A 14,007-nucleotide genomic window follows, 5' to 3' on the forward strand; every position below is an offset into this window, starting at 1 on the left:
TAGGGATAACACTTATACTCATAAGGATGGGATGGCATGCAGGAACAACCCTTTATTACGCTTTTTTTCCAAAGTTATTTCATAGCCTTAGGTGTATTAATCGGCGGATCAATCGTTGGCGGTTTGGCCTCTTTCTTGACAGGGAAACCACCCCTAACTGAAATTTACCGCCTTTCTAATATGATTCATATTTGGGCGATTGTTACAGCAATCGGCGGAACATTTGATGCTGTCTCAACTTTTGAGAGAGGTTTGCTTGAAGGACAAACAAAAGATTTATTTAAGCAAATCCTCCTAATACTGTCTGCCTTAGGCGGTGCTCAAACTGGATCATTAATCATCCAGTGGCTGACACAGGAGCATACCACTCTATGAGAATCCCACCTTACTATCGTAAATCAACTTGGCAGCAATTCTTTGCAGGGTCAGTTATCGGTGGACTCATAAGTTGGTTTATCTTTTTATATATTTTTGGAGTTTGGCAGGAGGATTATAGTAAAGAAATTCAAAAGCAAAGAGATCGAATTTCTGAATTGATCGATGAGAAAAAGATCTGGCAAGAAGAGTTCAATAAGCTGAACAAGGAAAATCAGGAAATACTAACCGTACAATCGATCTATATTAAAATTACAAACAAGGAAAAATATTCTCTTGATCCGGTTAGTGTTTTGGAGATGGAGGATAAAGTTCGCGAAGACCTAAGAATTATGATAGCAAAAGATATTGAAACAGTCTATAACAGCCGTGAATTGATCAGAAGAACAGTTGAAAACAAAACAATAAAAGTAACGAATAAACGATTTAAATTTAAAGTAACGGAAATGACCATATATACGACGCTATCGCTTGAACTAGAAATTGAAATCGAATAATAAAAAGGTGCCCGACATTATCATAAAAACAATGTCTGACACCTTTTTTGAATCGTACTGAAAATTGAGATGTAAATTCAGTCAGCCAATTTAATTTCATTTCATTAGCTAAGGACATACCCCGCACATAATTCTTCTACTTCATGAACCACATCATCTGCCTTATCCCAAGAGTAGATGGATGCACCAGCTGCTAGAGGATGGCCTCCCCCTTTAAAATTACGGGCAATCGTATTAATCACGGGTCCTTTTGAACGTAATCTTACTCTTATTTGATCTGCTTCTTCAATAAAGAATACCCAAGCCAAAATGCCTTTAATATTCCCCAAAGCACCAACCAATAATGAGGCTTCTGACGGTTTTGCATCAAACTTATGAAGTAATTCTTTCGTTAATTTAATATGAGCCACTCCATGCGCTCCAGTCACATAGTTTTGTAAAATATATCCATTCAATTTCACAATATTCGGGCTTAAGTTATACATTCCCTCATAGATTTCAGGTCGTGAAAATTGATAATGAATTAACTCCCCTGCATAAGCAAATGTTTTCTCACTTGTACTCGGAAACAAAAAGCGTCCTGTATCTCCGACAATCCCGGCATATAATAATCTAGCTGCCTGATCGGACATTTTCAGCCCTTTATCTTTTCCATTTAAATAGAATTCATAAATCATCTCGCTCGTTGAACTTGCATTTGTATCGACCCATAACAAATTCCCATATTGATCTACATTTGGATGATGATCAATTTTAATTAATTGATCTCCTAATTTATATCTTTGATCATCAATTCTCGCTTCATTTGCGGTATCACAAACAATAACTAAGGCCCCTTGATAAGTTTTATCAGAAATCACATCAAGCCTTCGTAAGTAATGGAGGGTTTCTTCCTCCTTTCCAACTGTATAAATGTTTTTCTCAGGAAATGAAGCCTTTAATACTTCTGCTAACCCTCCCTGTGAACCATAGGCATCAGGATCAGGTCTGACATGACGGTGGATAATAATTGTTTCGTATTCCTTAATAGTTTGGAGTATTTTATCTTTCATTTGATCTCCCTCTTTATTTATCGATATCTAATTAATAGCATAAAAAATGAGAAAGAAAAAGATTATAAGCTCATTTTTAGCAATTTTCAAACAAAGCCGGTAAAATAGTTATGGATATGAACTAGATATTAAGCCTATTAATAATGGGGGAATGGGAATGCCAATTTTTGTTATTTTAATTGTTTTTTCACTGGTCTTCTATCTTTTTTATAAAACAAAATATTTTAGAAGTAAGCTTCCAGCAGAAAAACGTTGGCTGTCTGCTAAATCAAGTATTGCACTAGGTTCATTTGTCGGTTTATTTGGGATTAATCAATTATTTCTCTACCAAACAACGGTTACCTATATTATTGCCGGTATATTTATCGTACTAGGTGCAATAAATGTTCGGGCTGGCATCAAAGCTTATAAATATTTTTTACCTTTAGCAGCAGAAGAAGTCCGAGAAACACAAAAATAAGAAAGAGTTTGACCTCTTTCTTATTTTTACTAAATTATCTATCAATATGCTGACACATCAGCAACGCTTTTCCGACTAGGTTTCCTTCGTTAAAGACTTCGATATCGATCTTTCCAAATTTACGTCCAACTTCTAATACCTTTGGTTGAATCTCTATGATACTGTCAATTTGAACTGGCCTTAAAAAGTAGATGGTAATATTTTCTAGAACAAGATCTCCTTTTTTATGGCCTTTTAAGGCTTGGTTAGCCGCTTCATAAACAATAGAGGTAAAGACCCCATAGGAAATGGTACCTAAATGATTGGTCATTTGTGGAGTAACTTCAAAACGAAAGACGTCATCAGATTTGGTTTTACCTTTCATGACATTAATTCCATTGGAAATGATATCATCAATGGTTTCACCTGCTTGCGGCTGTCTTTGGTTGACTTGTAATGCCTTCAATACATCTTGACGACTGATTAATCCTTCCAATCGATTTGATTCATTGACAACCGGTAGGATTTCAATACTTTCCCATACCATCATATGAGCAGTAGAGGCAACACTTGTATTCATATTAACCGTCATCGGATTTTTCGTCATCACTTTTTCAAGAGATACACTCCGCTCTACCCCAATAATATCTTTTGAGGTAATCATCCCTTGTACCTTTAAATTCTGATCGACAACTGGAAATCTACTATGACCGGTCTCTTGGTTCAATTCATACCAAGCAGCAAGCGTATCAGATGTTCGTAAGTAAAATACCTTATCTAATGGGGTTAATACATCTTCAACAAGAATAATTTCTTTTTTAATCAATTGGTCATCAATCGCCCGATTAATCATCGTCGCAGTCGTGAATGTGTCGTAGCTTGTTGATATAACAGGCATATCTAATTCATCTGCTAGTTTTTTAACTTTATCATTTGTATCAAATCCACCCGTAATGAGAACGGCTGCACCTGCTGTCAAAGCTAATTCATGGGCGTCGGAACGGTTTCCAACAATTAATAGACTTCCCGCATCAATATAACGCATCATGGCATCCAACTGCATGGCACCGATTACAAATTTATTTAATGTTTTATGTAAACCTGAGCGACCACCGAGAACTTGACCATCAACGATTTTAACTACCTCTGCGAAAGTTAGTTTTTCAATGTTTTCCTTTTTCTTCTTTTCAATCCGAATCGTTCCTACTCTTTCGATCGTACTAACGAACCCTTTATTCTCAGCCTCCTTGATCGCACGGTAAGCTGTTCCTTCACTCACTTCTAAGGCCTTGGCTATCTGTCTTACTGAAATTTTTTCCCCAACGGGTAAATCACCAATATATTGTAAAATTTGTTCATGTTTTGTGGCCAAGAGTCTCACCCTTTATCTAAATTTGAAAACGTTCAATACTTTTTCTACTAGCTCTATTATAAAGGTCTTGGCCACCTGTTTCAATTTTTGTTCATCATCTGTTCTAATTATAATTTCTGGCTTTGACCTGTTTTCTTCCACGGTGGCCCAACGGCTGTTGCTTTTTCTTTTTACTTGGAGTATATAACAACGCAGTTAAATTTCCTGCTATCACCATTAAAGCAAATAACAGCCAACTGATTGTAAAGTACCCTTCTAAACCTGGGCTGTTAATCGTTAGACGCGGAACGGCATAGTACAGGAGGATCCCACTTACTAATAAACAGATTAAATAACGATTTTTATTCAAATTTTCCACCCCTTTTCTTACTATCAATCTATGCGTACAAGCTTGAAATAATCCTTTAAAAAATTAAAAAATCGTGTGAAATGTAATGATTTCACACGATTTTCAGTATTGTTTAGTTATAATTCAATAGAATCACCAGGGTTTAGAACTTTCCCGTTACCCGCTTCAAGAAGTTTAATAAACTCATTTGGGTCCTGTTTGATTGGTGGGAACGTATTATAATGGATTGGCACCACTGTTTTAGCACCTAGCAGTTTGGCTGCATATGCGGCATCCTCTGGACCCATCGTGAAGTTGTCACCAATCGGTAAAAACGCTAAATCAATTGGATGACGGTCACCAATTAATTTCATATCTGAAAAGAGTGCAGTGTCTCCAGCGTGGTAAATGGTTTTACCTTCTGCCATAAATAAAATTCCAGCTGGCATTCCTGTATAAATAATCTGCTTGTCTTCAGTTTCTAAACCAGTGCCATGAAAGGCAGGTGTTAACTTTACTTTTCCAAAGTCAAATTGATAAGCACCACCGATATGCATCGGATGAGTTTTCAATCCTTGCCAGCTTAAATAGACGGCAAGCTCATTATTTGTCACAACTAAAGCATCATGTTTTTTCGCTAATTGTACCGTATCTCCAACATGATCATTATGACCATGGGTTAGTAAAATGACATCCGGTTTTACATCCTCTACTGTTAAATCGGTTAATGGATTTCCAGTAATAAATGGGTCAAAAAGAATCGACTTCCCATCTGTTTCTACTTTTACAACCGAATGACCGTGATAACTAACTTTCATTTTCCTCTCCTCCTACGGTTTTAAAGTTAAGCCTGATTGCGCTAATAAAATCGGGCCGTTAAAAAGGGTCGCTGCCTCTTCTTCCAATTGTTCCAACCTTCCATAATGAGGCAAATGAGTGAGTACTAACCTTTTCACATTTGCTCGGCTGGCCAATTTACCAGCATCAAAACTTGTCATATGCCCTGCATTTGCACCATTTTGTTCTCCATAAAAGTTACACTCACAAAGAAGTAAATTAGCGTTTTGCGCAAATGAAACGAGTTCTTCCTTAAAAGCTGTATCTGCTGTATAAACCATTGAGCGTCCGCCAGCTTCAAATCTCATCGCATAGCATTCAACAGGATGGTTTGTTTTTTGAAAGGTAATGGAAAATGGCCCCACTTGTAATACTTCTCCAGGGTGGTAAGGAATTCCTTTCGTCACCTCTTTATAAGTAAGAACCTTAAATTCCTGTGCATTTAGATCATGGGCATAGATTGGCAAGTTCCCCATCTTTTTTCCTAAAAATCCTTGAATCAATCTGGCGTGTTGTAATACACCAATGTCTGCAATATGGTCGGCATGATAATGGGAAATAATTACTCCATCAAGCTTCTCAGGCTCAATGAAATTTTGTAGTTTTGCTAAGACACCGCTTCCACAATCAATTAATAAATGGTAGCCCTCGTGTTGAAGCAAGTACCCTGCACTCGCTTCATTGACTTTTGGATACCCTCCCCAAGGACCAATAATTGTTAATTCCAAGTTAAAACCTCCAATATATTAGACTTAATATGCTATTATAGGAAAATTTTGGTATATATATAAAGTGAAACTTCCAACAGTGGGGGTTCTTTTATCTCCCATTAACGGAAAGCTTTAGGCCACAGCATGCTAGTCATTTAGACATTGCCGTAGACGTATTTAGTCAGTGTTCAACTTCCGCACGGGGCATTTGTTTCCCCACCTATCTTTTTTTTATTTGGGCTCTTTTCTCAGACATCGGATGTTCGGCATAATTTCTCACTGTGTATCAAGTTTTATCAGAAGAGAAAAGAGCTGCAAACTGAATTAAGTCCAAAAATAGATATGTCCACGTTAAAATTAGCCTTTAAATTTTAACAACAAACTTTACGAAGACAACCTTTATTTTTACCCAGAATCTTGAGGTGGGGTCTTACTGCCCGGTAAGCCTGATAAAGTAAAGTGATTATTACTATTTTCACTTTATTAAAGTTGTATTAAAACAACTGTTGACAATTCCACTACTGTTATATTACAATGAAAACAATAAATTAGTAATCATTCAAATTTTGGAGGGATACAAATGATTAAAAATATTCTTGAATTCTTTAGAAACTTACCTTCTAAACAGTGTACAAAATGTGGTCAGGAGATCGAAGAACAAGCAGACTGCTACGGAAATACTTGTAACCATTGCCTAGGGATGCATGACCTTTAAAATTTAATTGATTCATTATATCTATAAAATTTTCAAATAACCTTCAACTATGATTCCAGCCGATTATATCAGCTGGTTTTTTTGTTATATAGTGTTAGAAAATAAAAGAACCGGATCATCCTTATGACAGGATGTCCGGTTCTCTCTGCTTAAATAGCCTCTAATTTTCTCAAAATAACGGTTGCTAAGGCGTCAATAAATAGCGGATTAACATTTGGCATTTCAGGCCTGTAGTAAGATGCCCCAATTTCGTCAGTTACAACTTTACACTCATAGTCATTGTCATACAGAACTTCCAAATGATCAGCAACAAAACCGACTGGGAGATAGATAAAAGCTTTATACCCTTTTTCCTCATATAACTGCCTTGTCAGATCTTGAACATCCGGCTCCAGCCATGGTTCAGGTGTGTTTCCAGCACTTTGCCAGCCAAGCGCATAATGCCTTGCACCTGTTTGTTGTATAATGAGCTGAGCCGTCTCCTTTAACTGTTCTGGGTACGGATCGCCCATTGAAATAATTTTTTCCGGTAAGCTATGCGCGGATACAATGACGATAAAATTCTTTTTCTCTTCTTCTGGTAACTTGTCGATTGTTAATTCAAGCTGTTCAACCCAATATTGAATGAATTTTGGCTCGTCATACCAGCTTTCAAGACTCGTTATGCGAGGACTGCCCAGCTTTTCCGCCGCTTCTTTTGCTCTTCCGTTATAAGACTTAATACTAAACGTAGAAAAATGCGGTGCAAGCACAATGCTAACAGCCTCTTCAATGCCGTCCTCATGCATTTGGGTTACGGCATCTTCAATAAATGGTTCAATATGTTTTAATCCTAAATACATCTTAAATTCATATTGCTCCTGTGATGTATTTAGTTGTTCTTCTAATCTTCTCGCCTGTGCCAGTGTAATTTCTGCTAATGGAGAGCTTCCACCAATGGCCTTGTATCTTCTTTTTAAATCTTCAAGCGCTTCGTCAGAAGGTCTACGTCCGCGTCGAATATGTGTATAATAACATTCAATATCGGTTTCTTTATAAGGTGTTCCATAGGCCATAACAAGAAGACCCATTTTCTTTTTCATGAAATATCATCCCTTCACTGCAACCAAGTTAGTTTCCTGCCCTTTTTGAAGCAGAGTAATCATGGATAAAGGCTGTTAATCGTTTCAATGTTTCTGGATTTACTTCTGGGAACACTCCATGACCTAGATTAAAAATATAACCATCCTTTTCCATCCCTTGGTCCAGTATCTCTTTAGCTCGTTCTTCGATCACTTCCCATGGTGCGACAAGGAAAGCAGGGTCTAAATTCCCTTGTATGGTCTTCGTAACACCTAGGTTCCGTGCCTCCCGGATAGGTAGACGCCAGTCTAATCCGACAACATCAACAGGCAAATCATTCCACTCGAGCGCTAAATGACTTGCTCCAACTCCATGGATGATCATAGGAACATCTTCTTCTTTTAGTGCAGAGAAAATCCGATTCATTACTGGTTTAATAAAGTAACGATAATCCGCTACATTTAGAGCTCCTACCCAAGAATCAAAGACTTGAATCGCTTTTGCACCTGCTTTGATTTGAGATTTTAAGTATGTAATTGACATATCACCCAGCTTATCCATGAGCGCAAACCAAGCTTTTGGTTCAGAATACATGAACGCTTTTGTTTTTATGTAGTTTTTCGATGGTCCACCTTCAATCATATAGCTAGCAAGCGTAAAAGGAGCACCAGCAAATCCGATTAACGGGACATTCAACTGTTCCTTCGTTAAAATTTTAATGGTTTCAAGAATATATGGAATATCTTCTTCTGGATTGAGTTCACCTAACTTATCAACATCAGCGATAGACCTAATCGGATTATCAATAACCGGACCAACCCCTGATTTGATTTCAACATCTACACCCATGGCAGGAAGTGGGGTCATAATGTCTTTATAGAGAATAGCTGCGTCCACCCCATAATTTTCAACCGGTAATCGAGTTACATAAGCAGATAATTCTGGTTGATGGGTAATTTCAAATAAAGAATATTTTTGTTTAATCTCTAGGTATTCAGGCTGAGAACGACCAGCTTGTCTCATATACCAAACCGGTACATGATCTGTTTTCTCTCCCCTTGCTGCTTTTAAAAAGGTGTTGTTCATCTTTCTTTCCATTGTTATTAATACCCCTTTCCTTTTCTCACATATACTTAGTGTAATATATATAAATGCATTAAATACAATAATAAACGTACAATTCTATGACAATTAACATGATACCTGTTTCCTTTCTCAAAGTATAGTTTCTCGCTTTTCCTATCTAAAAAATGCTATGTGCGTTCGTTTGAGATTTATTGTGTTAGTGAGGTATACTGAAGGAAAGAGGTGATCGGGATGTTTATGTATTTTACAGGTGGCACAGAGGATTATTTAAAAAAGTTTTTTGCTGATAATCCGCAAGAAACCTTTGCACTAATGCATAGTGACGATGTATTTATGCTAGCACATGAGACGGAGGGGAGTTCACTTTTCAATGAACCGAAAAAGTATGAAGTGATTGATGCCTCTGGTACACTTCATGTACCTTCTGGGTTTGTCGTCTGCAATCATATACCAGTATCAGATGAAGGCCGGCCATTATTTGAATATCGTTTTAAAAATCGAGCTAGATTAATAGAAAAAGAGCCAGGTTTTTTAGCGATCCGTGTTTTACGCCCTTTAAGATATGATACGTATATGATTTTGACAATTTGGACGGGTGAAGCAGCTTATAATCAATGGAAGAAGTCTAAATCATACTCAGACGCCCACTCAAAAGGAGAATTTGGCGCTCCAAACATGTTTCCACGCCCATCCTTTGCAACAAGATATAAAATCTATGAAGAAGATGAATAATAAAAAGCTGACTGGAATAACCACCCTTTCCAGTCAGCTTTAATTGTTTTATTCTTCTCTGCTTTTCATCCTGCGAGCACCTAGACGGCTATACACAACATTGTAGAGCGTTACCCATAAAATGGACCAAATAATCCCCAGCGCAAAGCCCCCTAACACATCTGTTGGATGATGATCTTGTAAAACAATCCGGCTGATCCCAATCAATAGTACGATGATAAACGAAATAATGGCAATTCCCCATTTTAGGGTAAGTGATTTACTAGTAGAAATCAGTAGATAAGATAATATAAAATACAAGATTAACCCAACCATGGCATGACCACTTGGAAAGCTGAGAGATTCGGCTGCCCCCGCTGTTTCAGGCCGTTCTCTCCCAACAACTTCTTTTAACCATTTGCTCATTTCATTTCCTAACGCAACTGCCAAAACCAAAATAACCATTCCTGTGAAATCGCGCTTTTTAACCCCTAGCCAAACAAGTATAATAAATACAACAATGGCAATCCCTATCGTGTCTCCAAGCTTGGTAATCACTTGAAAGATAGGGTGACTACCTTCTGTAAAAATAGATAACACCCATTGATTAAGAGCATGATCGAACCCTAATTCTGCTCCACTCTTTATTACTCCAACAATAAGAAAAACCGATGTCACAACCGCAATGATCAGCAAAAGAGTCATCCATTTTGTTGTTTTAGCCATATCGCCATCCCCTTTTATAATCTCCCTTTTAAATTACAGGAAAATTAAACTATATCAAAGGAGGCGTTGTTAATAACCGAAGTCGATAACAATTTTGTGCCGTTTCACCGAGCTGATCAAGCAGATTATAATTTGCATAAGCACCCACAACGGCTCCAATTCCGGGTACGAGTTGAAGCATTTTCACAAAGTCAATATAATCTCGATATTCTTGCTGAAATTCTTGCCAATTTAACTCCTTTAATTCCGATTTGTATTCTTCCCAGTTCTCAATTAGCTCCATCGTTTCTCTTCTTTTTTCACTACTTGAAAAAGCTAATTGAAACACTAACAAAATAAAAATTCGCTCTTCATATTTTTTCGTATCATACCCATATAGATTGGCCGCATCAAATAAAAATTTCATTTTAATTGAAAGAAGAAGTGGGAAGTCGGCAAGTCCTAATAAGATTCCACCCGCCCCTGTTCCCGCTCCTTCAATGACAGCAGATTTACGATAAACCGATAGTTTTTCAGCAAAAATTTCATCACGCTCTTGCAAAGAAAGATAGGATTCCTCCACTCTTCTCGTCGTAATTTGCGAGCCGGTTAAGGTTAGTTTAACAAAGTTTTTAATTCCGTCTGTGATGATTTCATGTGCTTTTTCCGGGATTTTTTCGTTGATTTTTTCTTGCATTTGTTTCGTCATTCGTTGGAACATTTTGGGCTTTTTCAAAATTCTCCGCTTCCATTCTAAAATTTCATCGTAAGCTCGTTCCTCGTATTGGCCCATTGATGCAAATCTCTCCTTTAAGGATGATCATCCATTTATCATTTATCTGATCCTATATTGCTAAACAGAGCTTATATTACCCACTTTTCCATTAGGCATAACTTTTTCGGTGTTAGATGAATATTACTCTTAAATTGTTTATCCGTTAATCTTTCTCTTGCTATAAAAATAAACAAAATAGAGAGTAAAGATTCCTCCAGCAAGTACAGCAATGACGGCTGCGAGCCAGTCGCCTTTTATTAAAATGATGACAGATAGTACAATCACTTGTAGGACTAACACATTTCGTAAAATCTTTAAAAAAGATTCTTTTTTATTTTTATCGCTTATTGGAAACAACTCAAGCATGGCATGATTTTGGTGATGTTTCCAGAGAGGTATTAATTGAAATCCTGTTAAATATAGAAAAAGAATCATAAGGATAATTTGTCCGATCCCAAATGTAAGGAAGTAAATCATAATCGCCCCGATAGCGGTCAAACGTATAAATAAACCGAAATAGTCACCAGAACGTAAAAAAGTCCGTCCTAATAAATAGGAAAAAGTCTGTTCTTGTTGAAACGGAATTCTTGCAAGGAGCGCATCCAACCATTTTCTCCGCTTCACTTTATTTTTCAGCTTAGGAACATCGGTAAATAAATTAGCCAAGCGATAAAAACCCGTCATCCGCCTCTCATCTTGTTCAATTAAAAACTCCCATTTTAATCCTTTGTTTTTCGATTGATTATGATAATAAAAAAGTAATCCCACTAAAAGAATGATGGGAACCCCAATTAAATAAACCGAAGCATTTGAAAATAAAAAAAGGAGGAAAACAAAATTGACTAATAATCGAATAATGGAATCAACCCAATGTCCTCGAACCTCGCCATCGTACTGAACAAACCAGCGTATCCATAAATTAAGCGCCTTTGCCACGAGAATGATAACGAGAAATGGAATAAAGGAATTAAACCTTCCCTCATTCACAGCAGCATACATCGGCATGAGCACCGCCAACCCGACAAGTAACAAATAAACTTGCATAAAAAAGCTAATGAGAATCGATTTTTTAAAAAAATTATTCAGTTTCGTTTCTAATGGAAGCAAAAAAATGCGATCTGCATCAGACATAAAGGTATATATCGGACTATAAGTTAATAGCAGTGACATAATTACAGCCATAATTACCCCAGCCGGAAAGGTTTCAGGTATCATTTTTAGCCACTCCTGATAATAAAAAGCGGCAGTTCCAATTAGAAAGATAAAAACGATTACGAGATGACCGTTAAAAATATAACGAAGGTAACGAGAAAGCTCCTTGCTCGTCCGACTAAAACGTTCTTTCCATAATATCTTCTCATCAAACATGATCTTCTTCCTTTGTCAATTGAATGTATAGATCGTCTAGTGTCGCATTTGGCATATTGAAATCCTGTCGTAACTGGTCCATCGTTCCTTGAGCTTTTACTTTGCCTTCGTGTAATATAATAAATCGGTCACAATACCGTTCAGCGGTTGCTAAAATATGGGTGGACATGAGTATGCCTGCGCCGCTTTCCTTCATTTTCTCCATCAAGTCAAGTAAGGACTGAATTCCAAGAGGATCGAGGCCAACAAAAGGCTCATCTACAATATACAAAGATGGCTGAACTAAAAAAGCACACATAATCATAACCTTTTGCTTCATTCCTTTTGAAAAATGGGCTGGAAACCACTTCAATCTCTTTTCCATCCGAAACTCTTTCAATAATTTCCCTACTCGTTCTTTATAAAGGTTTTCCTCCATTCCATAAGCCATCGCTGTCAGCCTTAAATGTTCATCCAAAGTCAGTTCTTCATAAAGGACAGGTGTCTCTGGTACAAATGTAAATTGCTTTCGATATGTTTCTCGATCATCATCAATATTTTTTTTATTGATGGTAATCTCCCCTTGATGCGGTTCCATTAATCCAATAATATGCTTAATCGTTGTACTTTTACCTGCCCCATTTAAGCCGATAAGCCCAACTAATTCTCCGGAATTAACCGAAAAAGAAACATCTTTTAATACAGGATTTCTTGTGTATCCACCTGTTAAATGTTTTATCTCCAATAAAGACATTCATAACGCCCTTCCTAGTTCAGATTTACTTACATTAATTGTAAGAAATGTGTGATGACCTTGTCCAGTTTAACAAGTTTCAACGGAAATCAAAAACTTTTTAAAAAAGGAAGTATATATATTTCAAAAAGCGGACATTCTAATTTATGTAGGGGAAACAACCTTGATGATGAAAATCATCAAAAATTGAAATGAGGTGTCTGTAAAAGACAATTGTTTCGATTGACCCATATGCTTTATAAAACGTTCCAAATAAGGGGATGGTTGTAATGCACAAGTTGTATGAAAACCAAGAGGATTCCTGTCACCGAAGTTCAAATTAAATTTGAAAATGAGGTGTTTGTCAAAGATAACGTTGCCTAGTGATTATAATGTTTTGTAAAAAACTTATAAGAATAGGGGATGGTTAGCTTGAACAAAGGATCTGAAATTACCCAATAAACACAACCATTTTACTAATAAATGAGGTGTTTATCGCAGAACAGTATCTGTAAGTGAATGAGCACATACATTTTACAATAAATGAGGTGTTTGTCGCAGAACAGTATCTGTAGTGAACGAAAGTATATGAATGATTCCCCTGCATTAGGGTGGGATTCCATGCGAATCCTGCCCTTTTTGTTTGCTTGTTTTGAAAAGGTTACCAATATGTTACAATTATTCATAACTTATGATGAAAGGGTTGAAACATAATGAGTGATTGTATTTTTTGTAAAATTATTAATGGAGATATCCCCTCAGCAAAGGTTTTTGAAAACGAAAATGTCGTTGCGTTTCTCGATATAAGCCAAGTCACAAAAGGACATACGTTAATTATTCCAAAAGTACATAAAGAAAACATTTATGAATTAACTCCAGAAATGGCGAAAGATATTTTTGAAGTTGCTCCTGAGATTGCTAAGGCTCTAAAAACAACATACAACCCAGTCGGATTAAATGTTGTTAATAATAACGGTGAAAAAGCAGGTCAATCTGTATTCCACTTTCATATGCATTTAATCCCCCGTTACGGTGAAGGTGATGGATTTGGTGCAGTTTGGAAAAACAACGGAAGTGACTACACTTCACTAGACCTTCAACAAATGGCAGCGGATATAAAAAGTCATTTTTAATAAAAAATTCTCCCTATGGAGAATTTTTTTATTATTTCACAAAATTACTTATGTACAATTCGACAAATTCTAAGGTACTATAAAGAAGAAGAAACTATTTTTATATTTATTTGAAATTTCAAAATGGCCT

General features: G+C 36.7%; 17 protein-coding genes. 6 read left to right on the forward strand and 11 right to left on the reverse strand.

Translation table 11 applies throughout. The features are described from left to right. The first annotated feature begins 36 nt into the window (after window positions 1–36). Both R4Z10_RS17050 and ytrI read left to right on the forward strand, forming a co-directional pair. Window positions 37–375: a YtrH family sporulation protein gene (locus tag R4Z10_RS17050; protein ID WP_338470489.1), complete on the forward strand. Its 339-nt coding sequence runs from the start codon at window positions 37–39 to the stop codon at window positions 373–375. Continuing rightward, window positions 372–872, forward strand: coding sequence for a sporulation membrane protein YtrI (ytrI, locus tag R4Z10_RS17055; RefSeq protein WP_338470490.1), 501 nt, complete (start codon window positions 372–374; stop codon window positions 870–872). The genes R4Z10_RS17050 and ytrI overlap by 4 nt, the downstream gene beginning before the upstream one ends. Before the next feature lie 104 nt (window positions 873–976). Here the strand turns inward: ytrI and R4Z10_RS17060 are convergent, their stop codons facing one another. Beyond that, window positions 977–1,924 carry a bifunctional oligoribonuclease/PAP phosphatase NrnA gene (locus R4Z10_RS17060; RefSeq protein ID WP_338470491.1) on the reverse strand — a complete coding sequence of 316 codons (948 nt, stop codon included), beginning with the start codon at window positions 1,922–1,924 and terminating at the stop codon, window positions 977–979. 157 nt (window positions 1,925–2,081) lie between these two features. Between R4Z10_RS17060 and R4Z10_RS17065 the strand changes: the two genes are divergently transcribed. Further along, window positions 2,082–2,384 (forward strand): YtpI family protein, encoded by a 303-nt coding sequence (locus R4Z10_RS17065; RefSeq protein ID WP_338470492.1) that lies wholly within the window; start codon window positions 2,082–2,084, stop codon window positions 2,382–2,384. 34 nt (window positions 2,385–2,418) lie between these two features. Here the strand turns inward: R4Z10_RS17065 and R4Z10_RS17070 are convergent, their stop codons facing one another. From R4Z10_RS17070 to R4Z10_RS17085, 4 genes are all read right to left on the reverse strand, one after another. Beyond that, on the reverse strand, window positions 2,419–3,735 hold the full coding sequence (locus R4Z10_RS17070) for a DRTGG domain-containing protein (protein WP_338470493.1): 1,317 nt from the start codon (window positions 3,733–3,735) through the stop codon (window positions 2,419–2,421). A gap of 103 nt (window positions 3,736–3,838) precedes the next feature. Beyond that, window positions 3,839–4,084 (reverse strand): hypothetical protein, encoded by a 246-nt coding sequence (locus tag R4Z10_RS17075; RefSeq protein ID WP_338470494.1) that lies wholly within the window; start codon window positions 4,082–4,084, stop codon window positions 3,839–3,841. 116 nt (window positions 4,085–4,200) lie between these two features. After that, a complete protein-coding gene (locus tag R4Z10_RS17080; RefSeq protein ID WP_338470495.1) occupies window positions 4,201–4,881 on the reverse strand; it encodes a metal-dependent hydrolase in 681 nt (226 codons plus the stop codon). Window positions 4,882–4,893: 12 nt separating this feature from the next. After that, window positions 4,894–5,628 carry an MBL fold metallo-hydrolase gene (locus R4Z10_RS17085; RefSeq protein WP_338470496.1) on the reverse strand — a complete coding sequence of 245 codons (735 nt, stop codon included), beginning with the start codon at window positions 5,626–5,628 and terminating at the stop codon, window positions 4,894–4,896. A 562-nt stretch (window positions 5,629–6,190) separates the two neighbouring features. On the opposite strand from R4Z10_RS17085, the gene yhfH reads away from it, so the two are divergent. Next, window positions 6,191–6,325 carry a protein YhfH gene (gene yhfH, locus R4Z10_RS17090; protein ID WP_338470497.1) on the forward strand — a complete coding sequence of 45 codons (135 nt, stop codon included), beginning with the start codon at window positions 6,191–6,193 and terminating at the stop codon, window positions 6,323–6,325. A 149-nt stretch (window positions 6,326–6,474) separates the two neighbouring features. Here the strand turns inward: yhfH and hemH are convergent, their stop codons facing one another. Together hemH and hemE are read right to left on the reverse strand one after the other, a co-directional pair. Continuing rightward, the gene (gene hemH / locus R4Z10_RS17095; RefSeq protein ID WP_338470498.1) at window positions 6,475–7,407 is read right to left on the reverse strand and encodes a ferrochelatase; all 933 of its coding nucleotides are present in this window, start codon (window positions 7,405–7,407) and stop codon (window positions 6,475–6,477) included. Between the two features lie 28 nt (window positions 7,408–7,435). Continuing rightward, complete coding sequence (gene hemE, locus R4Z10_RS17100) at window positions 7,436–8,485, reverse strand: uroporphyrinogen decarboxylase (protein ID WP_338470499.1); 1,050 nt, start codon at window positions 8,483–8,485, stop codon at window positions 7,436–7,438. Window positions 8,486–8,704: 219 nt separating this feature from the next. On the opposite strand from hemE, the gene R4Z10_RS17105 reads away from it, so the two are divergent. After that, window positions 8,705–9,205, forward strand: coding sequence for an antibiotic biosynthesis monooxygenase (locus tag R4Z10_RS17105; RefSeq protein WP_338470500.1), 501 nt, complete (start codon window positions 8,705–8,707; stop codon window positions 9,203–9,205). Window positions 9,206–9,253: 48 nt separating this feature from the next. On the opposite strand, the gene R4Z10_RS17110 is transcribed toward R4Z10_RS17105, so the two are convergent. From R4Z10_RS17110 to R4Z10_RS17125, 4 genes are all read right to left on the reverse strand, one after another. Next, window positions 9,254–9,910 (reverse strand): phosphatase PAP2 family protein, encoded by a 657-nt coding sequence (locus R4Z10_RS17110; RefSeq protein WP_338470501.1) that lies wholly within the window; start codon window positions 9,908–9,910, stop codon window positions 9,254–9,256. A 49-nt stretch (window positions 9,911–9,959) separates the two neighbouring features. Beyond that, window positions 9,960–10,682 (reverse strand): EcsC family protein, encoded by a 723-nt coding sequence (locus R4Z10_RS17115; RefSeq protein WP_338470502.1) that lies wholly within the window; start codon window positions 10,680–10,682, stop codon window positions 9,960–9,962. A 138-nt stretch (window positions 10,683–10,820) separates the two neighbouring features. Next, complete coding sequence (locus tag R4Z10_RS17120) at window positions 10,821–12,032, reverse strand: ABC transporter permease (RefSeq protein ID WP_338470503.1); 1,212 nt, start codon at window positions 12,030–12,032, stop codon at window positions 10,821–10,823. Further along, window positions 12,025–12,765: an ABC transporter ATP-binding protein gene (locus tag R4Z10_RS17125; RefSeq protein ID WP_338470504.1), complete on the reverse strand. Its 741-nt coding sequence runs from the start codon at window positions 12,763–12,765 to the stop codon at window positions 12,025–12,027. Before R4Z10_RS17125 ends, R4Z10_RS17120 begins: the two co-directional genes overlap by 8 nt. Window positions 12,766–13,457: 692 nt before the next feature. Between R4Z10_RS17125 and R4Z10_RS17130 the strand changes: the two genes are divergently transcribed. Continuing rightward, window positions 13,458–13,877: an HIT family protein gene (locus R4Z10_RS17130; protein ID WP_338470505.1), complete on the forward strand. Its 420-nt coding sequence runs from the start codon at window positions 13,458–13,460 to the stop codon at window positions 13,875–13,877. Window positions 13,878–14,007: the final 130 nt, after the last annotated feature.

The organism is Niallia sp. XMNu-256, assembly GCF_036670015.1.
Lineage (GTDB): Bacteria > Bacillota > Bacilli > Bacillales > Cytobacillaceae > Bacillus_BD.